The sequence below is a fragment of the Azospirillum thiophilum genome (genome assembly GCF_001305595.1).
In the GTDB taxonomy this organism is placed as follows: domain Bacteria; phylum Pseudomonadota; class Alphaproteobacteria; order Azospirillales; family Azospirillaceae; genus Azospirillum; species Azospirillum thiophilum.
Genome location: NZ_CP012403.1, coordinates 452263 through 474438 on the forward strand (window position 1 = coordinate 452263; position 22176 = coordinate 474438).

The following is a 22176-nucleotide window of genomic DNA, read 5'->3' on the forward strand; positions in this document are numbered from 1 at the left end:
CCCTCTACCCGCCGGGGATGCTGCCATGCTTGCCTACACGCTGACCCGTCTCGTCTATCTGGCGCTGGTCCTGGCCGTCATGTCGGTCCTGGTCTTCCTGGTGACGCAGGCGATGCCGGGCGACGTCGCCTCGATGATCGCCGGGCAGTTCGCCTCCAAGGAGGTGGTCGACGCCATCTCGGTCAAGCTGGGGCTCGACCAGCCGCTGATCGTCCAGTACGGACGCTGGGCCGCCGGCATCCTGCAGGGCGACCTCGGCCGCTCGCTGGTGCTGGAACAGCCCATCGCCCCGATCCTGATGGAGGCGCTGGCCCGCTCGCTGGTGCTGGCCGTGGTCGCGTTGGTGGTGGTGGCTGTGGTCGGCATCGCGCTCGGCGTGCTGGCGGCGGTGCAGCGCGGCAAGCTGGCCGACCAGCTGGTTTCCGGCGTCTCCTATCTCGGCATCGCGCTGCCCGACTTCTTCTGGGCCATCCTGCTGGTGCTGGTGTTCGGCAGCTGGCTGAAGCTGCTGCCGACCGGCGGTTATACCCCGATCGCCGAAGGTTTCCTGCCCTGGGCGTCGCATCTGGTGCTGCCGGTGGTCACGCTGGTGCTGATGCTGCTGGCGCGCATCGCCCGGCTGACCCGCTCCAGCATGATCGACGTGCTGCAGACCAACTACGTGAAGTTCGCCCGTGCCAAGGGCATGCCGGAATCGGTGGTGATCCTGCGCCATGCGCTGAAGAACGCGCTTTTGCCGACCATCACCGTGCTGGCCATCGATTTCGGCCTGATCCTGGGCGGCGTCGTGGTGATCGAGACGATCTTCTCCTATCCCGGCATGGGCCGGCTGCTGCTGTTCGCCATCCAGCGCCACGACCTGCCGCTGATCCAGGCGACCATCCTGATCGTGTCCGCCGCCTACTGCCTCGCCAACCTGACCGCCGACCTGCTCTACGCCTTCGTGAACCCGAAGATCCGCCACGGCATGAGGGCCTCCTGAGATGACCGACGCGACTCCCGTCCAATCGGCGCCGCCCCGCGGCCTCCTGGCACGCCTGCCGGACCTGCCGGTCTCGCTCGTCGTCGGCATCCTGCTGCTGGCCCCGCTGGTGGTGGCCGCCGTCGCCGGATCCTGGCTCGCCCCCTACCCCTACGATGAAATGAACATCATGAGCCGGCTGCAGCCGCCAGGCGCCGATTTCTGGTTCGGCACCGACGAGTTCGGCCGCGACGTGTTCAGCCGCACCCTGGTCGGCACCGGCAGCTCGCTGGTGATGGGCGTCGCCGCCACGGCGCTGAGCCTGCTGGCCGGCGTGCCGCTGGGGCTGGTCGCCGGCTACAAGGGCGGGCGCGTCGGCGAGGCGATCATGCGCGCCATGGACGTGCTGATGTCCTTCCCGCCGATCCTGCTGGGCATCCTGGTGCTGGCCGTCACCCCGCCGGCCCAGTGGAAGGCCATCGCCGCCATCGGCATCGTCTATGTGCCGCAGGTGGTCCGCCTGACCCGCGCCATCACGCTGGAGCTGATGCAGGAGGAGTTCATCACCGCAGCCCGCCTGCGGGGCGAGAGCGCCGCCTACATCCTGTTCCATGAGATCCTGCCGAACATCTGGCCGCCGCTGGCGGTCGAGGCCAGCCTGCGCGTGGTCTTCGCCATCCTGCTCGGCGCGGCGCTCAGCTTCATCGGCATGGGGGCGCAGCCGCCCTCGTCGGACTGGGGCCTGATGATCAGCGAGGCGCGGCCCTTCGTGGAACAGGCGCCGTGGATCGCGCTGTGCCCCGGCTTCGCGCTCGCCACCGCGGTGATCGGCATCAACCTGCTGGGCGACGGGCTGCGCGCCCTGCTCGACCCCCGCAACACGGGAGCGCACTGAGATGATGACCGCTCCGCAAGCGCGCCCGGCGCTTTCCCCGGCGATCCCCCCGGTCACCCTGCCCGAACCGGCGCCGCTGCTGGATGTGCGCGGCCTGACCATCAGCTACGGCAACGCCCGCGGCACGCTGCGCGCCGCCAGCGACGTCAGCTTCGCCATCCGCCCCGGCGAGGTGATGGGGCTGGTCGGCGAATCCGGATCGGGCAAGAGCACCATCGCCATGGCGATCCTCGATCTGCTGGGCGGCGGCGGTCGGGTCGAGTCCGGGGAGATCCTGTTCGACGGCACCGACCTGCGCAAGCTGCCGCCGTCCGGGCGGCGGGCGCTGCGCGGCGACCGCATCGCCGCCGTGTTCCAGGATCCCTTCACCTCGCTGAACCCGGCGCTGACCGTCGGCCGCCAGATCGCCGAGCCGCTGATCCAGCACAAGGGGTTCTCCCCGCGGCAGGCCGCCGTCCGGGTCGAGGAGTTGCTGGCCGAGGTCGGCATCCGCGATCCCCGCCGCGTCGCCGCCGCCTACCCGCACGAGCTGTCGGGCGGCATGCAGCAGCGGGCGCTGATCGCCACAGCGCTGGGCTGCGAGCCGAAGCTGCTGATCCTCGACGAGCCGACCACCGCGCTGGACGTGACGGTCGAGGCCCGCATCATCGAGCTGCTGGCCAAGCTGTGCGACAGCCACAAGCTGAGCGCGCTGTTCGTCTCGCACAATCTCGGCATCGTCAACCGCATCTGCGAAACCGTCACCGTCCTCTATGGCGGGGTGGTGGTGGAGACGGGGCGGACCGGCCGCGTGCTGTCCCGCCCGGCCCATCCCTATGCCAAGGGGCTGGTCGCCGCCCTGCCGCGCATCACCGCCGACCGGCGCCACCGGCTGCCCTCCATCCCCGGCACCGTGGCCAAGCTGACCGGGGCGCCCGCCGCCTGCGTCTTCGCCCCGCGCTGCCCCTTCGCCGAGGAGACCTGCCGCAGCCAGCCGCAGGCGATGCTGACGAATGGCGACGGCAGCGAGGATGGCGTGCGCTGCTGGAAGGCCGGCGCCCTGGCCGGCACGCCCTGGCCGGACGAGGAGGCCGGGGTATCCCGCCGGCCCACGGCAAGGACGCCGACGGCGACGCACTCCGCCCCGCTGGTCGAGGTCGACCATCTGCGCAAGATCTACGGCGCCAGCCGCTCCATCCTGCCCTGGCTGCGCCGGGCCGGCACCGTGGCGGTGGACGACGTGTCCTTCACCATCGGCCGCGGCGAGGTCGTCGGCGTGGTCGGCGAGAGCGGCAGCGGCAAGAGCACCATCGGCCGCGCCCTGCTGGCGCTGACCGAACCCACGGCCGGAGCCGTGCTGTTCGACGGCGCCGACCTCACGGAGCAGGTGAAAAGCGGCAACCAGGATCTGCGCCGCCGGGCCCAGCTGGTCTTCCAGAATTCGGCCGCCTCGCTGAACCCGCGCAAGACCGTGGGGGCGGCGATGGACCGGCCGCTGGTGCTGGCCGGCCGCGAAGATGCGGAGGAGCGGCGGAAGACCGTCGCCGGCCTGCTGACCCGCGTCGGGCTGCCGGCGGCCTATGCCGACCGCTACCCGCACGAGCTGAGCGGCGGCGAGCGCCAGCGCGTCAACATCGCCCGCGCGCTCGCCACCGATCCCGACTTCGTCGTCTGCGACGAGGCGGTGTCGGCGCTCGACGTGTCGGTGCAGGCCAACATCCTGAACCTGCTGGCCGAGCTGCGCGACGAGATGGGATTGTCCTATCTCTTCATCACCCATGACATCGCCGTGGTGTCGCACATCGCCGACCGCGTGCTGGTCGTCTATGGCGGCACCATCTGCGAGGAGGGGCCGATCGGCCGCGTGCTCCGCCCGCCCTACCACCCCTATACCGAGGCACTGCTGTCCGCCGTGCCGCGGCTGGCCGGGGACGGGCCGGAGGCGCCGCGCATCCTGCTGGAGGATGCCGTCGCCGCCCCCGGCGGGCGGGGATGCGCCTTCGCCGCCCGCTGCCCGCGCAAGCTGGGGGCGGTCTGCGACGAGCAGTCCCCGCCGGTCCATGAGACGGCCGACGGCCACCGCATCGCCTGCCACATCCCGCTGGCGACGCTGGCCGAACGCGCCGCGGTCTTTCCGGAGCTTGCCGGCGCGGACGCCACGCCCGGCTGACCGGTCCTTTCCGAACGCCTTGCCTGACGGCGCTCCCGAATGGAGGCGCCGGACGCCTTTCCCTTGCCTTTCGATCCAACCGCCAACCAAGCCAGGGCATCCGCCATGACCGTCCACACCCGCATCCGCCAGTTCAACACCAAGAAGACCTATCCCGAGCAGACGCTGGACAACGACCTGTGCCAGACCGTCGTCGCCCGCGGCACCATGGTCTTCGTGCGCGGCCAGATCGGCCAGAATCTCGACACCAGCGAAAGCGTCGCCATCGGCGATGCCGCCGGCCAGACCGAGCAGGCGATGTCCAACATCAAGATGCTGCTGGAAGAGGCCGGCTCGCAGTTGGAGCACATCTGCAAGATCACCGTCTACATCACCGACCCGCGCTATCGCGAGCCGGTCTACCGCACCATCGGCAAGTGGCTGAAGGGCGTCCATCCGGTGTCGACCGGCCTCGTGATCAGCGCGCTCGCCCGCCCGGAATGGGTGGTCGAGGTCGATGCGATCGCGGTCATCCCGGACGCCACCTGAAGCGGCGCCGCCTGAAGCGGCCTTCGCCACCTGCCCCGCCAACCGACAAGAAGAACCGGCCACCATGAGCAACAGCCTGACCAACGCGCCGCGCCGCGAGCTGCAGAGCTTCCTCGACTTCCCCATCTGTACCGACCTCGACCAGCTCGACGGCCATATCGGCATCCTGGGCATTCCCTACGGCGATCCCTATTCGATCGACGAGGTGACCAACGACCAGACCAACGCCCCGACCTGGGTGCGCCGCTACACCGAGCGGGCGCTGCGCAAGCTGGAGCGCTGGGACTTCGACATCGGCGGCCCGCTGCTGGGCGGCAAGGACATCAAGGTGGTGGATTGCGGCGACGTGAAGGCCGATCCCCGCGACCTCGACCTGCATTACCGCAACGCCGAGGCGGTGGTGCGCCGGATGCTGGCCAAGGGCATGCTGCCGATCGTCATCGGCGGCGACCACGGCATCCCGATCCCGGTGCTGCGCGCCTATGACGACCAGGGGCCGATCACGCTGGTCCACATCGACGCCCATCTGGACTGGCGCGACGACGTGAACGGCGCCCGCAACGGCTATTCCAGCCCGATCCGCCGGGCGGCGGAAATGGACCATATCGGCCAGATCTTCCAGATCGGCCTGCGGTCGGCCGGCAGCGCCCGGCCGGAAGAGGTGGAAGCGGCGCTGGCCTACGGCGCGGTGCTGGTCCCCGACGTGGAGTTGCAGGACATCGGCATGAAGGCGGTGCTTGACCGCATTCCCGACGGCGGCCGCTATTACCTGACCATCGACGCCGACGGCATGGACCCGACCATCATGCCGGCGGTCAACGGTCCGGCGCCGGGCGGCGTCACCTATCCGCAGATCCGCACGCTGATCCACGGGCTGGTGGCGAAGGGTCGCGTCGTCGGCATGGACATCGTCGAGATCACGCCGAAGAAGGATCTCAACGGCATCACCGCCATCACCGCCGGCCGCATCATCTGCAACCTGATCGGCAAGACCATCCAGGCCGGCTATTTCGACGCCAAGTGACGAAGCGCATCGGGCGATAGGGAGGACGGAGCCATGACCGCCGCGCGCCGGCTCGACCGGCTGTACTGCGACCGGGCGCTGCTGGCCGGCGGCTGGGCCTCGGGCGTGCTGCTGCGCTTCGACGCGCAGGGGCTGATCGCCTGGGTGGAGGCTGGGCTGGACGCACCGCCCGACGGCGTCGAACGCGCCGCCGGGCCGGTCGTCCCCGGCATGCCCAACCTGCACAGCCACGCCTTCCAGCGGGCGATGGCCGGGCTGACCGAGCGGGCCGGGCCGGCGGAGGACAGCTTCTGGACCTGGCGGGAGGTGATGTACGGCTTCGTCCGCCGCATCGATCCCGACGGGCTCCAGGCGGTGGCGGCGATGGCCTATGCCGAGATGCTGGAGCGCGGCTACACCTCGGTGGCTGAGTTCCATTACCTCCACCACAATGCCGGCGGGCAGCCCTATGCCGATCCAGCCGAGATGTCGATGCGCATCCTTGCGGCGGCCGGCGCCACCGGGATCGGGCTGACCCATCTGCCGGTGCTCTATGCCCAGGGCGGCTTCGGCGGGCAGCCGGCCGGCGAGGGGCAGCGGCGCTTCCTCAACGATCCCGACCGGCTGCTGCGGATCGTCGAGGCCTGCCGCGCCATCCCCGGCGGGCATCGCACCGGCCTCGCCCTCCATTCGCTGCGCGCGGTGTCGCCCGACGCGATGGCGGCAGCGCTCGACGGGCTGGCGGCACTCGACCCGGCGGCGCCGGTCCACATCCATGTCGCCGAGCAGACGGCGGAGGTGGAATCCTGCCTCGCCTGGTCGGGGCGGCGGCCGGTGGAGTGGCTGCTCGACCGCGGCTGGCCGGGGCCGTCCTGGTGCCTCGTCCATGCCACCCATGTCACGCCGGACGAGGTGGCGGGACTCGCCGCGTCGGGGGCGGTCGCGGGGCTCTGTCCGACGACGGAGGCCGATCTGGGCGATGGGCTGTTCCCGGCGCGCGACTTCCTGGCGCAAGGCGGGCGGTTCGGCATCGGGTCGGACAGCCAGGTCATCATCGACGCCGCGGAGGAGCTGCGGCTGCTGGAATTCGGGCAGCGGCTGGCGGAGAGGCGGCGGAACCTCCTGGCTCGGGAGCCGGGAGCATCGACCGGGGCGGCGCTCTACCGCGCGGCAGTGGCAGGGGGCGGGCAGGCGCTGGGCCTGCCGGAGCCGGCGGGCGGCCTCGCAATGGGCCAGCGCGCCGATCTGGTCGTGCTGGATCCGGACGATCCGCGGCTGTACGGCCGCAGCGACGACACGCTCCTCGACTCCTACGTCTTCACCGGCGCCCGCGGTGCCGTGCGCGACGTGGTGGCGGGGGGGAGGCTGGTCGTGCGGGACGGCCGGCATGTCGATGCCGACGCGATCCGCGGCGGCTGGCGCCGCGCCGTCGACCGGTTGGGCATTGCCTGAGCGATGCAGCGAACGAGCAAGGATAGGGATCCCATGACGGCGACCATCGATATCCTGGAGCGGCTGATTGCCTTCCGCACCGTCAGCCGCGACAGCAACCTGGAGCTGATCCGCTGGGTTCAGGAGCGGCTGGAGGCGGTCGGCGCCGCCACGTGGCTGGTGCCGAGCGAGGACGGGCGCAAGGCCAACCTGTTCGCGACACTGGGACCGGCCGACCGCCCCGGCGTGCTGCTGTCGGGGCACAGCGACGTGGTGCCGGTCGAGGGGCAGGCCTGGACCGGCGATCCCTTCCGGCTGATCCGGCGGGACGGCAAGCTGTTCGGCCGGGGCACCGCCGACATGAAGGGCTTCATCGCCGCGGCGCTCGCCCTGTTCGACCGCGCCGCCGGGCTGACGCTGGCGCAGCCCCTGCATCTGGCCCTGTCCTACGACGAGGAGGTCGGCTGCCTCGGCGTGCGGCGGCTGATCGAGATGATGGCGGCCCTGCCCGTCCGCCCGCGCTTCTGCATCGTCGGCGAGCCGACCGGCATGCAGGTGGTCACCGCCCACAAGGGCAAGACTGCGCTGCGCGCCGACTGCCGCGGCGTCGAATGCCATTCCAGCCTGGCGCCGCAGGGGCTGAACGCGATCCACATGGCGAGCGACCTCCTGACCGGGCTGCGCCGCATCCAGGACCGGCTGCGCGACGACGGCGCGCAGGATGGCGGCTACGACGTGCCGTGGACCACGGTGCATGCCGGGGTCATCCAGGGCGGCGAGGCGCTGAACATCGTGCCGAACCGCTGCCGGCTCGACTTCGAGATCCGCCATCTGCCGCAGGACCCGGTCGAGCCGCTGCTGGACAGCATCCAGGCGGAGGCGGATGCCATCGTCAGCCGCCTGCGCCCCGATTTCCCCGGCGCGGCGCTGACGATCAGCGAATTGTCGAGCTATCCGGCGCTCGACACCGATAGCAACGCCGAGGTGGTGGCCTTCGTCAAGGCGCTGACCGGCGGCAACAGCACCGGCAAGATCTCCTTCGGGACGGAGGGCGGGCTGTTCCAGCGGCGGCTGTCGATGCCGACCGTGGTGTGCGGTCCCGGCAGCATCGGCGAAGCGCACAAGCCCGACGAGTTCGTCACCGAGGACCAGCTCGCCGCCTGCGACCGCATGCTGGACGCCCTGCTCGCCCGCCTGCTGCACCACGCCTGACGGCGGCGGCGGCGCTCAGGCCCCGGCGGACAGGCGCTCGCGCAGCTCGCGCTTGAGCACCTTGCCGTAGTTGTTCTTGGGCAGCGCCTCGACGAACAGGTAGCGCTTGGGCCGCTTGAAGCGGGCGATGCTGGCGTTGCAATGGTCGTCGAGGCTGGCGGCGGCGATGGCGCGTCCCTGGACGGCGACGATGAAGGCGACGACGATCTCACCCCATTCCGGGTCGGGCTGGCCGGTGACGCAGACCTCCTCGACGTCGGGATGGCGCAGCAGCACCTCCTCCACCTCGCGCGGGTAGATGTTGGTGCCGCCGCTGATGATCACGTCCTTGGAGCGGTCGCGCAGCGTCAGGTAGCCGCGCGCGTCGAAGGAGCCCATGTCCCCGGTGAAGAGCCAGCCGCCGCGCAGGGCCTCGGCCGACGCCCTCGCATTGTGCCAATAGCCGGCCATCACGACATCGCCGCGGCAGACGATCTCGCCGACCTCGCCGGGGGGCAGCGGCCGGCCGTCGGCATCCACCACCGCGACCTCGACCCCGCTGCGGGCGAAGCCGACCGATCCCAGCACCGCCTCGTCGTCGCCGACATGATCGCGGCGGCGCAGGCAGGTGATGGTCATCGGCGCCTCGCCCTGACCGTAGATCTGGACGAAGACCGGGCCGAAGACGGCGAGCGACCGGCGCAGCTCCTCGACATACATCGGCCCGCCGCCATAGACGACGCTGCGCAGGTTGGCCGGCCGGCGGCCGCTGCGCTCCGCCTCCAGCCGCAGCCGCTGCACCATGGTCGGGGCGAGGAAGGCGCCGCAGCCGGGATGATGGTCGCAGAGGTCGAGGAACTCCGCCGGCTCGAAGGCGGAGGAGGCCGGAATCACCTGCCGGGCGCCGCGGGCGACGTAGGCGGCCATGTAGAGGCCGGAGCCGTGCGACATCGGCGCGGCATGCAGCAGGCTGCAGTCCTCGTCCACCGTCTCGACGTCGGCGAGATGGGCGATGGTCATGGCCAGCAGGTTGCGGCGGGACAGCATCGCCCCCTTGGAGCGCCCGGTGGTGCCGCTGGTGTAGAACAGCCAGCCCAGCGCCTCCGGGTCGGGGTCCACCGGCCCGGCCCATTCCTCCCCCGCCGCCAGCGCGGCATGGTCGGCCCCGCCGATGACGATGCGGCGGCAGGAGGCCGCCGGCGATCCGGCCAGCACCGCCTCCAACCCCGCCGCCAGCTTGGGCGAGACGAAGATGGTCGTCGCCCCGGAATCCTCCAGGATCTGCACCAGCTCGCGGGCGTGCAGCTTGGCGTTCACCGGGGTCGCCGCCATGCCGGCGGCCCAGATGCCGAAGAACAGCTCGACATATTCCGGCACATTCTCGCTGGCGATGGCGATGCGGTCGCCCGGCTTTCCGGCCGCGCGCAGCCCGGCGGCGATGCGCAGGGCGCGTGAGCGCAGCGATGCGAAGCTGTGGACCTGTTCGGTCCCGCGATACACCGCCCCGCGGTCTGGATGACGGGCCGCCGCCTGATCGAGGAGGGAGAAGAGGTTCACCGGCACTGTTCCCTTGTTGGACTGGTCCCTGAGGCCGGATGACGCACCATCCGTTTTGCCTACAAATATTCTGGCCGCTTCGGGGTGAAGATGTCCAGGTTCAGCACCGGCTCGTCGCCCACCACATCGCCCCAATGCTCGGCGTTCGGCGGGATGGCCGGCAGGCCGTTGGGGCCGACCAGATGGTCCTTGCCGTTGACGTGGAAGCGGATGGTGCCGGCAAGGATCAGGACGATCTGCTCGTGCACATGGCTGTGCGGGCGCGGCTCGTGGCCGGGCATCAGGCGGTGCAACGCCAGCGTGGCGCCCTCGCCGGTGAAGATCTTTCGCTCGACTCCCGGCCGCACCGGGGTTCAGGGCAGCTGGGAGGACATCTTCCGTGCCTTGAGCGTAGCGGGTGGCCCACCGGCCCGGGTGATGATCGCCTCCCCGGCGGTCCGCGCCCATCGTCCGGCAAGCGGCGGCAAGGGGGGGAGCGCGCCCAAGCCATCGGACGGTCCCGATGTGGGAGAACCACCAAAATCCACGCCTTGTTAAACAAATCTTGCTGGAAAAAAATGTTTGTTAGGTCTTTCGCAAAGACAGATTCGAGATATTAGGGATGGGAAATTCAAATATAAACTTCTGGACCAAATTCCCTCGACAGTTAACGTAAAATGGGCTGAGCACCGCTTGAGTCTGTAAAGAAGGGGCAGCCGTAGCCGTCCTGGTGTTGTCGCGAAAGCAACCGTGTTTTGCGAAGCGGGAACTACACCGTTGGAACGGTACTCCTTGTTCAGCTTCTGCGTGCCTTTGCCAAGTTGAAGGACAGCCATCGGAGATGGCAAGGTCGTGGTCAATCCCACAGTCACCTTTCTGAGGCGCTTTCCCAGTTCCCCTATCGGTAGAGGCCCCGCTTCGCGCCGCACCATGACGAAGGGCTGCATCCCACGTTCTGGGCCCTCGGCTTCCTCGCCAGCATCAGGCTGACGCCGTGTTTTTGGAAGGGCGTGACCGACCCGGCAAAGCCAGAGCATGCTTCGTTCCAGGCGCTGGACCCCATACTGTTCAGCACCAAGGCCGTCATCCAGGCCGACCGTGCCTGCAATGGCCAAAGCCATTCTCGATCTCCAAGAACATTTCAAGGTGCGACGTTACAGAAGCAGGCGCAGATCCCGTTGCTAGTCAGAAGGGTATGCTCGTAGCGTTTACCTTTCACCAAAGCTACTCAACGGAGTGGGCGCCATCCGAAGCCTCTCTGCTAACCAACGTAGCTAATACATAGAATATATAACAAATGAGGACTCCTTTAAATCGTAGTTGCCTAGTTAGCATTTCCTGCGCCTGAATTTGGAGGACGCCATGAAACGCATCCTGACGCTAACTGCGGCAGCGGCAATTTTAGGGCCTGCGTTCACCGCACTTTCACAATCTACAGATTGCCCGTACCTTCTTACTCATCCTGTTTTTCGTCAGGAAACCATCAGCCAAAATGAGAAATCACGCGATAATCTCCGGATACTGCAATGCACATCAAGCTGGCGGAACCGGCAAGAGGCGCAGGCGGCTGGTGTCGAAGTAGCGGTTCCCATCTATGGCGTTCCGCTGACCTTCACAGGCGACTTCAGTCAAAGCCAAGTCGACCAGTGGAAGACGCAGAACTGCAGCAATGACGAGCGCAGCGCCGATTATCAGGGTACTCTTGTCCGAATTGTGTACGCCGTCGACCCAATCATCGCCCGGGCGTTTGTTGAGTGCATGGCACTCGCACAAGACCATGCGGCACTGTCGTGCAGCACCACCGAGACACAGACGTCCGTGGTTTTTGATGCAAGCTGGAGGATGGCAAATGGTGAACTGCCGGACGCCGCACCGGTTGTGCAGAACTTGAGCATCATTGGTGCCACCTGTACACAGACGCTTCAAGAAAACAGCCGAATTCCGCAAGGTGGCGTCGGTCTACTATGCCAGATCAGCGGTGATGACGCTCCGGTCTTCGTTCTGAACACCAACCGAGGGCGCTGCGTCAGCCAAGGCAGCGGCATGTCCGGCCAGATCACCTTGGCGGGGACGATCACGCTGAGCGCTCCAACGACCTACAGCTACCGGTCGGTTACACTCGCCAGCGATTCCAAGATCATTACGAATGGCTGGCCCTTGACAATCAAAGCTCACAATCTGGCCATCCAAGGTTCGCCTCAGATCATTTCCTATGAACCCCGCGATATGGCGCCCGCCACCCCCGGCCGATCAGCGGCCCCGATTGCAATCAGCGCGCGCGCCATCACTGGCATTGGCCTTTCCATCCTAAACGCCGGCGAAGAGGGCAGTGTTGGCGCTACGGGCGCAAAGGGCGATACAGGTCCGAAGGGGGCACGTGGTGCGGGAGTGAGCTGGAACCCCATCGAAGGCTGCCATGCCGGGACCAATGGAAACCCAGGCGGACAGGGAGGGCAAGGCCGCCCTGGTCAAGCCGGTGCCCCTGGCGGCGCCGCTGGCGAAGTGCGGCTCCAGACGCCAGACTATGGCCAGCCTAACCCGGCTGTATCGGTTCGCACCGACGTGAGCCTGCGAAATCAACCTCGGCAATGCCAGGGGTTGGTGTGTGGCGGTGCGGGCGGGCCTGGCGGGCCTGGCGGACCGGGAGGCGACGGAGGCCCCGGCGGTGACGGAGCTTCCGGAAATGCGGCTTGTGGAGGAACAAATGGCGGCCCCACGGGGCCGGCTGGTCCCCAAGGTCCGAACGGGGCAGTCGGACCCGATGGTCAACATGGTACGGTCCGACGCTTCTAGCCCGTCCACTCCCTGGTTGTTGGGGACAAGTCCGATGGCGACGCTCTGATGCGCGGACGGCAATCCCATGGGGGAGCCGATCGGTTGCGCCAGTCCGCTGGGCTCACATTCACTGCGGTGTGTCGAGAAGCTCTGCACGCGGCGTCGCATGCGGAGCTTCGCAATCGCTCGCTCCGAGTTGGTTTCCCAGGCCATGGCCATAGCTAACAAGCCTAGGCTGTCCATGGGTTGCGTTATCATCTGCAGTTGAAGAATATGAATTGTCATACGTAGATATTCACAGAAAAGGTATCTCGATCATCACCTAAAACGTGGCATGGCTCTATGAAATATGATTTGCGTTACCCCTCATATAATCTTCAACATTTGTATTATCTGTGTCATTTATTGACGCATAATTCCCAAAAGACCACGCCCAACTGCATGACAGATCGTCATTGATCTTAGACCGACTCCCAAAGCTAATGACCGACCGTACGTCACCATCCTCAAAGCACCGTCATTCACATCAAGCAGGAAGGATTATCAAAATGCGACTGCTGTTAACCATTGCAAGTGTGGCTGCTGGAGCGCTTCTGGTGGGGCACGTTGCTTCCGCGGACGAGCCGAAGACGCCGGAGAAGAAGACGATCCCTGGCACTGGCGGATATGTTTGGGGTTCCGGGCCACCGGCAACTCCACCGAAGACCCCCCCTGCTGCCGGGGGGTTGTTGGTGGGCAATACCCGCCAGATAAAGGGCCGACAAAAGTGAAGTGCACACATAATGGCAAAGAAGTGCCGTGTTGAAAAACTCCAACACCCTGTCCATCCCCCGTGTACTCGCACTCAATCTTGCTCACAGATAGAAAACAAGAAGAAGCGCCTGCCCGTATCGCTTACTATTAAGCGCCATATCGGGACGCTTGAAGGTGTCGCAAAAGCGAGAGCTGAACCGGTGGTGCTCCGCGTCAAGGCGGGCGCGGACGCGCCTCCGCCCTCCGGGCGGCTTCGGCCTTGACCCGTCCGCGCCGCCGGTTCGCTGTGTTCGGCATCGGTCGGCAGCGATGCGCCGACCGTCGGCCTCTTACGCGGGCTTGGCTTCCCAGTTGAACACCTCGATAAACCGGGCTTTCTGGCCGGTTAAGTCCACGGAACGGGGTTGAGCCGGTGAGAAACCAGCAATTTCTGGAACAGAACCCCGATTTTAGTGCAAAAAGTCGGAAATATGCGGCGGTTTTGGCGCTATACGGGCGCAGTTCGCCCCTCGAGCCAGATCAGGCGTCGGAAATTGTAGGCGAGGTTGGCGATGCCGATCTTCACCGTCGCGCGCCCGAGGCCGATGGTGCGGATGAACAGCGCCATGCGCTGCTTCTGTTCGGCGAACACATGCTCGACGGCGGATCGTACCGCGGAACGGGCACGGTTGGCGCGTTGATGCGGCCCAGGCATCGGCCGCCCCTTCTGCTTGCGGAAATGCACCATGCTGCGGCGGCTCGCCGCCGCGATGGCCTCTTCGGTGGCCTTCGAGCGGTAGGCGCTGTCCGCCCATACCCGGCTGTCGAAGGCGTCCGGGTTGAGCAGAGCCGGCAACTGCGCGCCGTCGTGCCGCGCGGCGTCGGTAACGGCAAAGCGCCGGATCAGGTCCTGTGTCCCCGTGCAGATGGATTTCATCCATCTGCCTCGGTTCATAGGAAACCCGGACTTTCCAGGTTCCCCGTTGGCGGGCGCGTTCGAACCAATGCTCGGCGATGGCTTGTGGGCAGGTGTAGCAACAGCCATGGAACCGGATGCCATGAGTGGTCACGACGGGATCATCGGAGGGGAGAAGGCTCAACTTCACCTGATCTTCTGGAAAAATGCGGAGCTTGCCGCTGCGCCGGGCGACTCCCCATTCCCAAAGGTCGGTTGGAATGGCCGGAACATCGTCGGCGATCATCAGCGCGGATTTGTCTTAATCGCGCAGGCGATGCTGATTATTGTAGTAGAGAATGCAGTGGATGATGATCCGCGTGAACTGATCGAAGTCGAGGGTCGCGTCCGGGCGATAATCACTGCCGCCTCGCTCTTTGTAATCCTCAGCGATATCTGCCGTCCCATCTTCAAGCCGCGTAGACGATGAACACGCCCAGAAGAGGGGGCATCCTGGACGGTGAGCCACGGTTTGTAGTTGGCGCCGCGTCCCTTGCCGCGCCCTTCCTGGTGGAAGAGGGCGATCTTGTCCTCATTGAACGTGTAACGACGGCGAGCCATGACACCTCCGGGGTGCGCCTACCTCTTTCGAGGATGCGCTGATTCCCCGGACGGTACAAGGTCACCGGGTATGAGATTTTATTATCCGGTATGAAGGTTTATTCTTCAGTATGAAACTTTATTCTCCGCGAACATTTGCTCCGACTTCCTTGCGTCTACTCCACCGTAACGCTCTTCGCCAAATTCCGCGGCTGGTCGACATCCGTTCCCTTCAGCACAGCCGTGTGATAGGCCAGCAACTGCACCGGAATGGCGTAGAGCAGAGGGGCGACCAGCGGGTCGCAGGCCGGCAGTTCGACCGACCAGCGGACCTTGTCCTTCAACCTGTCGATCCCCTTCTTGTCGGCCAGCAGCAGCACCTTGCCGGACCGGGCGCAGACCTCCTGCACGTTCGACACCACCTTCTCGAACAGGGCGTCGGAGGGCACCAGCACGATCACCGGAACATTGTCGTCGATCAGCGCGATGGGGCCGTGCTTCAACTCGCCGGCAGCGTAGCCCTCCGCGTGGATATAGCTGATCTCCTTCAGCTTCAATGCCCCTTCCAGCGCCAGCGGGTACATGGCGCCGCGGCCGAGATAGAGCACGTCGCGGGCTTCCGACACCTCCTGCGCCAGCTCCTTCAGCCGCTCGTCATGGGCCAGCACGTCGGCGGCACGGGCCGGCACCTCGCGCAGGGCATGGGCGATCTGCTGCATCCGCTCCTGGTCGATGGCGCCGCGGGCACGGCCGACGGTGACGGCAAGGCAGGCGAGCGTGGTCAGCTGGGTCGTGAAGGCCTTGGTCGAGGCGACGCCGATCTCCGGGCCGGCCATGGTATAGAGCACGGCATCGGATTCGCGCGCGATGGTGCTTTCCGGGGCATTCACGATCGACAGGATCTTCTGGCCCTGGCGCTTGCAGTAGCGCAGCGCCTCCAGCGTATCCAGAGTCTCGCCCGACTGCGAGATGAACAGCGCAATGCCGCCCGGCGGCAGCGGCGCCTCGCGATAGCGGAACTCCGACGCGATGTCGACCTCGACCGGGATGCGGGCCAGCGTCTCGAACCAGTATTTGGCGACGAAGCCGGCATAATAGGCGGTGCCGCAGGCGACGATGGTCAGCTTGGCGGCGCCGGCCAGATCGAAGGGAAAGTCCGGCAGGGTGAAGGTGCCGGTCTCCGGGTTGATGTAGGCGTTCAGCGTGTCGCCGATGACCTGCGGCTGCTCGTAGATTTCCTTGAGCATGTAATGGCGGTAGCCGTCCTTGCCGATCAGGGCGCCGGAGACCGCCGTGGTCTTCACCGGCCGCTCGACCACCGCGTCGGTTGCGTCATGAACGATGGCGGCGGTGCGGCTGACCTCGACCCAGTCGCCATCCTCCAGATAGCAGATGCGGTTGGTCAGCGGCGCCAGCGCGAAGGCGTCCGACGCCAGATACATTTCGCCGTCGCCATAGCCGACGGCCAGCGGCGTGCCGTGGCGGGCGCCGATCATCAGCTCATGCTCGCCGGCGAAGATCAGCACCAGGGCGAAGGCGCCGGTGAAGCGCTTGAAGGCGGCGGCCGACGCCTGCACCGGCGTCATGCCCTCCCGGTCCAGGTAATAGGTGACGAGATGGACGATCACCTCGGTGTCGGTGGCGCTTTCGAAGACGTAGCCGTGGCCGGTCAGCTCGTCCTTCAGCTCCTGGTAATTCTCGATGATGCCGTTGTGGACGACGGCGACGCGCCTGGTGGCATGGGGATGGGCGTTGTTCTCGGTCGGGCCGCCATGGGTGGCCCAGCGGGTGTGGCCGATGCCGACGGTGCCGGACAGCGGCTGGTCGCGCAGCTTCATGTCGAGGTTCGACAGCTTGCCTTCGGCGCGGCGGCGTTCGATGTGGCCATTCACCAGGGTGGCGATGCCGGCGCTGTCATAGCCGCGGTATTCGAGGCGGCGCAGGCCTTCCACCAGCCGGGGGGACGCGTCGTGGATGCCGTTGATGCCGATGATGCCGCACATGGACCTGATGCTCCTGAAAAGATGCCGACCGGAGGGAGACCCGAACCGAGCTTAAGCCTTTTTCGCCTTCTCGTTTTGCTTCCGTTCGCGGAAGCGCCTTGCCCAGCCGGCGTACGCCTTCTGGCTGCCGCGGGCGACGACGAGGGCGTCCGCCTCCACCGCCATGGTCACCACGCTGCCGGCACCGACGATTGCACCCTCGCCGATGACGACCGGCGCGACCAGCGCGCTGTTCGACCCGATGAAGGCACCGGCACCGATCTCCGTCCGGCTCTTGGTGAAGCCGTCATAGTTGCAGGTGATGGTGCCGGCACCGATGTTCGCCCTGGCGCCGACACGGGCGTCGCCGATGTAGCTCAGGTGGTTGGCCTTGGCCCCGGCCTCGATCACCGCGTTCTTCACCTCGACGAAATTGCCGATATGGGCGTCGGCGCCGATCTCCGCCCCCGGACGCAGCCGGGCGAAGGGGCCGATGACGGCGCCGCTGTCGATCCGCACGCCTTCCAGGTGGCAGTAGGGCTTGATCTCAACCCGGTCGCCGACGGTGACGCCGGCACCGAAGAAGCAGCCGGGACCAACCACCACGTCGCGGCCCAGCCGGGTGTCGGCGCTGAGGAAAATGCTGTCGGGGTCGATCAGCGTGGCGCCGTTGTCCATGGCGGCCTTGCGCAGCCGGCGCTGCAGCAGCCGTTCCACCTCCGCCAGCTCGGCACGGGAATTGACGCCCACCACCTCGGCCGGGGCGGCTTCGACAACGGCGCAGGCCATGCCGGCGCGGCGCGCGATCTGCACCACGTCGGTCAGGTAATATTCGGACTTGGCATTGACATTGCCGACGCTGCCGATCAGTTCGACCATGCGGGCGCCGTCGAACGCCATCAGGCCGGCGTTGCACAGGCCGACCGCGCGCTCCTGCTCGCTGGCATCGAGATATTCGACGATCTTCTCCAGCCCGCCGCGGGCGTTCAGGATCAGCCGGCCATAGGCGCCGGGATCGTCGGGGCGCATGCCGAGCACGACGACCGCCGGATCGGCCGCCTGGCGCCGCGCCTGCACCAGCGCGCGCAGCGTGTCGGGCGTGACCAGCGGCGTGTCGCCGTACAGCACGATGACGTCGCCGGTGAAGCCCTCCAGCAGGCCGAAGGCGGCGCGGACGGCATCGGCGGTGCCGCGCTGCTCGAGCTGGACCGCGGTGGGATACGGGGCGACGGCCGCCGCCACGCTGTCCATGCCGGGACCGACCACCACGACCACATGATCGGGGTCGAGCGCCTTCACCGCCGCCAGCACATGCCCGACCATCGGCCGGCCGGCCACCCGGTGCAGCACCTTGGGCAGATCGGATTTCATGCGCGTGCCCTTGCCGGCGGCGAGGATCACGCAGGCGAGCGGACGATGAGCCATGTCGATGTTCCTGATCGGACCTGTGTGGAAAGGATGGCGGGCGCCGTACTTGAACCGGTAAAGGTTTAAGACATCACTGCCTCGTCTCGCGGCGCCTCTTCCCGAATGTGCGCCGCTCCGCCGGCAATTTCGAGAGTGGTTTGCCACAGTACGCAGCGGAAGCCCAACTCAACTTTTGTTTCAATCTGCAATAAAGAAACGCCTCCGAAGCTTGTCCGCCGAACGGCTTCATGCTTGCCGGCTTTGCGTCGGCCGGCAGTTCCGAGGTAGCGTTTCCCTTCCCGGCCGTCAACTCGGCCAATCGGGCCGCGGGACATGCTACCCAACAATGGGCCGCGGGGCATTTCTGGGTAACCTGGATCGCGGAGCCGGGCCCGGCGCCCGCTGCGGTCCTATCGCCGGAACAGGAACTCGCGTCCCACCTTCACGCGGCGCTCGCCGTCATAGGCGATGATGTCGGCGGTCGCATAGGTCTCGGTCCAGCGTTCGGGCAGGTAGCTGCCGGTGCCGATGACGTCCACCGGGGCGTTGGCCTCCGCCATCAGGCGGCACTTCGCCGGACCGAAGCCGCTGCTGGCGACGATCTTCACCGCCGGGAAGCCGGCCTCGTCCAGCCTTTCGCGCACGTAATGGATCGCCGCCGCCGACACGCCGGTGCCGATCAGGTAGCGCAGCTGCGTCTCGTCGCGATAGCCGCGGATCGCGTGCGGGGCGTGGCGCTCCAGCACGGCGTAGGATCCCGGCGGGTCCAGCCCCTCGACGAAGCGTCCGCCGGGGGTGTCGAGCCGCAGCGACAGCCTGCCCTGGGCGGCGAGCTGCGGGAAACGGCGGCAGACCTCCAGCCCGTCGGTGATCTCGCGGCCGAAATAATCGACGAGCACGGTCAGGGCCAGGTCGGGGAAGGTCTCGTGGAACATCTCCGCCGCGCGCACGGTCGATCCGGCATAGCCGATCAGGGCGTGCGGCATGGTGCCCATGCCCTTCTCCTGCCCGAAATAGGAGGCGGTGGCATCGGTGGCATTGCCGATGAAGCCCTTGGCTCCGACCTTGCGCCCGGCCCGGGCGGACCCGACCGACGCGGCATAGGCCATCATCTCCGCCATCTCGGTACCGGCGCAATGGCGGGCGTCCATGGCTAGGAAGGCGACCTTCGGCAGATCGGCGCACATGGTGAAGGCGTTGTAGGCGGCGACGCTGGCCGGCCCCAGCTTCTGCAGGATGATCGTCTCGCAGTCGACCAGATGATAGAAGGAGCCGGTGATGTACATGATCGGCTCACCGGCGCCGACCCACTTGCCTTCGGGGTAGTTCAGCTCGATCTGGACCGGGAAGTTGCGCTCGCGCGCCACCGCCTCCAGCCAGTCCACCGCCAGCCGCGGCGCGCAGACCACCGGCCGGCGCATGAAGATGGCGTAGGTCACCGTCTTGTCGCCGAACTTGCCGACCGCCTCCTTGGTGCGGCGGAAGTATGTGTCCGTCCAGTCGGGGATCTCGGCGGAGGATGGGTGGTGGGCTGCCGGCCCGGTTCCGGACGTCGGGTTGCCAGCTGTGCGGTTGCCAGCTGTGCGATTGTCGGTGTCGTTCATCCCGGTCTCGCCTTCCATCCCCGTCTTGCGCCCCAGTGTCTTGCGCCCGAATCCGGGCATCGTCCGCCCCCAATCCACTCCATGACGTTGCCATGCCCTGTCATGGACGGCCGGTTGTGCTGGTATCCCAGCATTATACGGCCCGGGCGGACGGGGGAAGAGGCTCCCATCCCGTCAACCCGTGACGGATGGCTGCGTTGCGTTTTCGACGGGAGTGCGATCCTTCGACACCCACGGGCGAAGGTGCCCGGATGCCAGGCCCGCCCTCGCGAACCGGCCATTCAAGGACGATCTCTCGTCAATCCAAGAAAAAATCCGCTAAAATGCCTTAATTTGACCCACCACTTTCGCACGAGTAAAGTCATCTCACGGCGTTCTTCGACAACAAGGCGGCTGCGGGCATAATGGCGAAGACGGCGGCGGCGGCCGAAGCAGGATCCGACGACAGTCTTTCCAGTCTCGACCGGACGGGAAACCGCCTGGTTTTCGCGCTGATGCTGCTGATGGTGGCATTCGCCGGCGCCGGAGCGGGCGGCGCGCTGCTGCTGCGGCCGGCTCCCGCCCAGGGCGCCTATGTCCCTGCCCGGATCGCCGCCGCCCCCGCTCCGGCGGTCTATGCCTCCCTGCCGACGCTGATCGTCACGCTGAACGATGGCCGCCGCCTGCACGAATTGCGGTTGCGCGCGGTGCTGGAGTTCGATCCGGCAACCCCGCTGGAGACGGTGACCCCACACCTGCCCCGCATCGCCGACGCCATGAACCAGCGCCTGCTGGACGTCGATCCGGCGGAACTGCGCGGGGCGGACGGCCCCGCCTATGTCAAGGACGCGCTGCGCTTCGTCGCCAACAGGACGATGCGGCCGCTCAAGCTTCGGCAAGTGCTGATCCAGGACATGCTGCTGCGCTGACGGCGCGCTTCCCAACCCACGCCACCACCCCATATCCTGCCGGTTCCCTGCTTTTCCCCCGGTCGATCGGGGAACGGTCCGGGGAACCGGGCTGATCGAGCATGTCGAGTGGAAGGAGACGGCTGTGGCCGAGTTCGATTTCGACCTCTTCACCATCGGAGCGGGATCCGGGGGCGTGGCGTCCAGCCGGCGCGCGGCGTCCTTCGGCGCCAAGGTCGCGATCTGCGAAGGCAGCCGCGTCGGCGGCACCTGCGTGATCCGCGGCTGCGTGCCGAAGAAGTTCCTGGTCTATGCCGCCCAGTTCCGCGACGGGTTCGAGGATTCCCGCGGCTATGGCTGGGATGCGCACATGCCGGCCTTCGATTGGGAAACGCTGATCGCCAACAAGGATCGCGAGATCGACCGGCTGAATGGCATCTACATCGACATGCTGAAGAATTCCGGCGTGACCCTGTTCGAGGGCCATGGCCGGATCATCGACCGTCACACGGTCGAGGTGGCCGGCAAGCGCTACACCGCGCGCAACATCCTGGTCGCCACCGGCGGCTGGCCGTCGCTGCCGCCGATCGAGGGCATCGAACTCGCCGCGACCTCCAACGAGGCGCTGGAACTGGAGACGATGCCCCATTCCGTGCTGATCATCGGCGGCGGCTACATCGCCGTCGAGTTCGCCGGCATCTTCCGCGGGCTGGGCGCCGAAGTGACCCTGATGATCCGCGGCGACGACCTGCTGAACGGCTTCGACGACGACATCCGCATTGCCCTGTCACAGGAGATGCGCAAGCGCGGCATCAACATCATCTCGCGCTGCAAACCGGTGAAGCTGGAAAAGGGGGCCGGCGGCTACACCTTGACCGACCATATGGGGCGCGAGCATTCCGCCGGGCTGGTGATGGCCGCGACCGGCCGCAGCCCCAACACCCGCAATCTCGGCCTGGAGGAGGTCGGCATCGCCCTGGACGCCAAGGGTGCGATCCCGGTGGACGAATGGTCGCGCACATCCGTCGACAACATCTACGCCATCGGCGACGTCACCGACCGCATGGCGCTGACCCCGATCGCCATCGCCGAGGGCCGCGCGCTGGCCGAGACGCTGTTCAACGACAACCCGATGCGCATCGGCTACGACAATGTCCCGACCGCGGTGTTCTCGCTGCCGCCGCTCGGCACCGTCGGCCTGACCGAGGCGCAGGCCCGCGCCAAATATCCGCAGGTCGACATCTACAAGGCCGGCTTCCGGCCGATGAAGCACACCCTGTCCGGCCGGGACGAGCGGGTGCTGATGAAGCTGGTGGTCGACGGCGAAAGCCAGCGCGTGCTCGGCTGCCACATGATGGGCATGGACGCGCCGGAGATGATGCAGCCGCTGGCCATCGCACTGAATTGCGGCGCCACCAAGCGCGACTTCGACCGCACCATCGCCCTGCACCCCTCGACCGCCGAGGAGTTCGTGCTGATGCGCGAGAAGGCGAAGCCGGAAGTGAAAATCTGAACGGCGACGCGCCCGCTCCCCTGCAACCGGGACCACGGCCGGAGAAGGAGCGCCTCCGGCCGGGTTCTGGTTGTCCGCCCTCTCGTC

The 22176-nt window shown here is 67.0% G+C and carries 16 protein-coding genes and 2 pseudogenes; 11 read left to right on the forward strand and 7 right to left on the reverse strand.

The window, feature by feature from the left end:
- Positions 1-25 precede the first annotated feature (25 nt).
- The 7 genes from AL072_RS21260 (at position 26) to argE (ending at position 8179) form a co-directional block, all read left to right on the forward strand.
- Positions 26-982, forward strand: a complete 957-nt coding sequence (locus tag AL072_RS21260; RefSeq protein ID WP_045584208.1) for an ABC transporter permease — start codon at positions 26-28, stop codon at positions 980-982.
- A gap of 1 nt (position 983) precedes the next feature.
- Positions 984-1856, forward strand: a complete 873-nt coding sequence (locus AL072_RS21265) for an ABC transporter permease (protein ID WP_082109180.1) — start codon at positions 984-986, stop codon at positions 1854-1856.
- A gap of 1 nt (position 1857) precedes the next feature.
- A complete protein-coding gene (locus AL072_RS21270; protein ID WP_052710237.1) occupies positions 1858-4005 on the forward strand; it encodes a dipeptide ABC transporter ATP-binding protein in 2148 nt (715 codons plus the stop codon).
- 105 nt (positions 4006-4110) lie between these two features.
- Positions 4111-4533 (forward strand): RidA family protein, encoded by a 423-nt coding sequence (locus AL072_RS21275; RefSeq protein WP_045584633.1) that lies wholly within the window; start codon positions 4111-4113, stop codon positions 4531-4533.
- A gap of 64 nt (positions 4534-4597) precedes the next feature.
- On the forward strand, positions 4598-5557 hold the full coding sequence (locus AL072_RS21280; RefSeq protein ID WP_045584209.1) for an agmatinase: 960 nt from the start codon (positions 4598-4600) through the stop codon (positions 5555-5557).
- Between the two features lie 33 nt (positions 5558-5590).
- Positions 5591-6988 carry a formimidoylglutamate deiminase gene (locus AL072_RS21285; RefSeq protein ID WP_045584210.1) on the forward strand — a complete coding sequence of 466 codons (1398 nt, stop codon included), beginning with the start codon at positions 5591-5593 and terminating at the stop codon, positions 6986-6988.
- 33 nt (positions 6989-7021) lie between these two features.
- Positions 7022-8179: an acetylornithine deacetylase gene (argE, locus tag AL072_RS21290; RefSeq protein ID WP_045584211.1), complete on the forward strand. Its 1158-nt coding sequence runs from the start codon at positions 7022-7024 to the stop codon at positions 8177-8179.
- A 15-nt stretch (positions 8180-8194) separates the two neighbouring features.
- On the opposite strand, the gene AL072_RS21295 is transcribed toward argE, so the two are convergent.
- Both AL072_RS21295 and AL072_RS21300 read right to left on the reverse strand, forming a co-directional pair.
- Entirely contained in the window at positions 8195-9715 is a 1521-nt protein-coding gene (locus tag AL072_RS21295; RefSeq protein ID WP_045584212.1) for an AMP-binding protein, read from the reverse strand.
- A gap of 59 nt (positions 9716-9774) precedes the next feature.
- Entirely contained in the window at positions 9775-10062 is a 288-nt protein-coding gene (locus AL072_RS21300) for a cupin domain-containing protein (RefSeq protein WP_052710238.1), read from the reverse strand.
- A gap of 10 nt (positions 10063-10072) precedes the next feature.
- Here AL072_RS21300 and AL072_RS33635 point away from each other — a divergent pair.
- Together AL072_RS33635 and AL072_RS34425 are read left to right on the forward strand one after the other, a co-directional pair.
- A pseudogene (locus AL072_RS33635) lies at positions 10073-10257 on the forward strand (IS5/IS1182 family transposase); the annotation flags it as partial.
- A 799-nt stretch (positions 10258-11056) separates the two neighbouring features.
- Positions 11057-12487, forward strand: a complete 1431-nt coding sequence (locus tag AL072_RS34425; RefSeq protein WP_144428326.1) for a hypothetical protein — start codon at positions 11057-11059, stop codon at positions 12485-12487.
- 1222 nt (positions 12488-13709) lie between these two features.
- Here AL072_RS34425 and AL072_RS21310 read toward each other — a convergent pair.
- The 5 genes and pseudogenes from AL072_RS21310 to AL072_RS21330 all read right to left on the reverse strand — a co-directional run bounded on the left by AL072_RS21310 (position 13710) and on the right by AL072_RS21330 (position 19749).
- On the reverse strand, positions 13710-14138 hold the full coding sequence (locus tag AL072_RS21310) for a transposase (protein ID WP_045584214.1): 429 nt from the start codon (positions 14136-14138) through the stop codon (positions 13710-13712).
- 37 nt (positions 14139-14175) lie between these two features.
- Positions 14176-14403: pseudogene (locus AL072_RS36320) on the reverse strand (hypothetical protein); the annotation flags it as partial.
- Between the two features lie 469 nt (positions 14404-14872).
- Positions 14873-16699 carry a glutamine--fructose-6-phosphate transaminase (isomerizing) gene (gene glmS / locus AL072_RS21320; protein WP_045584216.1) on the reverse strand — a complete coding sequence of 609 codons (1827 nt, stop codon included), beginning with the start codon at positions 16697-16699 and terminating at the stop codon, positions 14873-14875.
- 51 nt (positions 16700-16750) lie between these two features.
- Positions 16751-18103, reverse strand: a complete 1353-nt coding sequence (glmU, locus tag AL072_RS21325; RefSeq protein WP_045584217.1) for a bifunctional UDP-N-acetylglucosamine diphosphorylase/glucosamine-1-phosphate N-acetyltransferase GlmU — start codon at positions 18101-18103, stop codon at positions 16751-16753.
- A 392-nt stretch (positions 18104-18495) separates the two neighbouring features.
- On the reverse strand, positions 18496-19749 hold the full coding sequence (locus AL072_RS21330) for a nicotinate phosphoribosyltransferase (RefSeq protein WP_245636908.1): 1254 nt from the start codon (positions 19747-19749) through the stop codon (positions 18496-18498).
- Positions 19750-20093: 344 nt separating this feature from the next.
- Here AL072_RS21330 and AL072_RS21335 point away from each other — a divergent pair, with 344 nt between their 5' ends.
- Both AL072_RS21335 and gor read left to right on the forward strand, forming a co-directional pair.
- The gene (locus AL072_RS21335) at positions 20094-20597 is read left to right on the forward strand and encodes a flagellar basal body-associated FliL family protein (protein ID WP_045584218.1); all 504 of its coding nucleotides are present in this window, start codon (positions 20094-20096) and stop codon (positions 20595-20597) included.
- Positions 20598-20721: 124 nt separating this feature from the next.
- Complete coding sequence (gene gor / locus AL072_RS21340; RefSeq protein WP_045584219.1) at positions 20722-22089, forward strand: glutathione-disulfide reductase; 1368 nt, start codon at positions 20722-20724, stop codon at positions 22087-22089.
- Positions 22090-22176: the final 87 nt, after the last annotated feature.

Coding starts and splice junctions, on each gene's coding strand:
- AL072_RS21260 (WP_045584208.1), top strand. CDS start 26: ATGCTTGCCTACACGCTGACCCGTCTCGTCTATCTGGCGCTGGTCCTG.
- AL072_RS21265 (WP_082109180.1), top strand. CDS start 984: ATGACCGACGCGACTCCCGTCCAATCGGCGCCGCCCCGCGGCCTCCTG.
- AL072_RS21270 (WP_052710237.1), top strand. CDS start 1,858: ATGATGACCGCTCCGCAAGCGCGCCCGGCGCTTTCCCCGGCGATCCCC.
- AL072_RS21275 (WP_045584633.1), top strand. CDS start 4,111: ATGACCGTCCACACCCGCATCCGCCAGTTCAACACCAAGAAGACCTAT.
- AL072_RS21280 (WP_045584209.1), top strand. CDS start 4,598: ATGAGCAACAGCCTGACCAACGCGCCGCGCCGCGAGCTGCAGAGCTTC.
- AL072_RS21285 (WP_045584210.1), top strand. CDS start 5,591: ATGACCGCCGCGCGCCGGCTCGACCGGCTGTACTGCGACCGGGCGCTG.
- argE (WP_045584211.1), top strand. CDS start 7,022: ATGACGGCGACCATCGATATCCTGGAGCGGCTGATTGCCTTCCGCACC.
- AL072_RS34425 (WP_144428326.1), top strand. CDS start 11,057: ATGAAACGCATCCTGACGCTAACTGCGGCAGCGGCAATTTTAGGGCCT.
- AL072_RS21310 (WP_045584214.1), bottom strand. CDS start 14,138: ATGAAATCCATCTGCACGGGGACACAGGACCTGATCCGGCGCTTTGCC.
- glmS (WP_045584216.1), bottom strand. CDS start 16,699: ATGTGCGGCATCATCGGCATCAACGGCATCCACGACGCGTCCCCCCGG.
- glmU (WP_045584217.1), bottom strand. CDS start 18,103: ATGGCTCATCGTCCGCTCGCCTGCGTGATCCTCGCCGCCGGCAAGGGC.
- AL072_RS21330 (WP_245636908.1), bottom strand. CDS start 19,749: ATGCCCGGATTCGGGCGCAAGACACTGGGGCGCAAGACGGGGATGGAA.
- AL072_RS21335 (WP_045584218.1), top strand. CDS start 20,094: ATGGCGAAGACGGCGGCGGCGGCCGAAGCAGGATCCGACGACAGTCTT.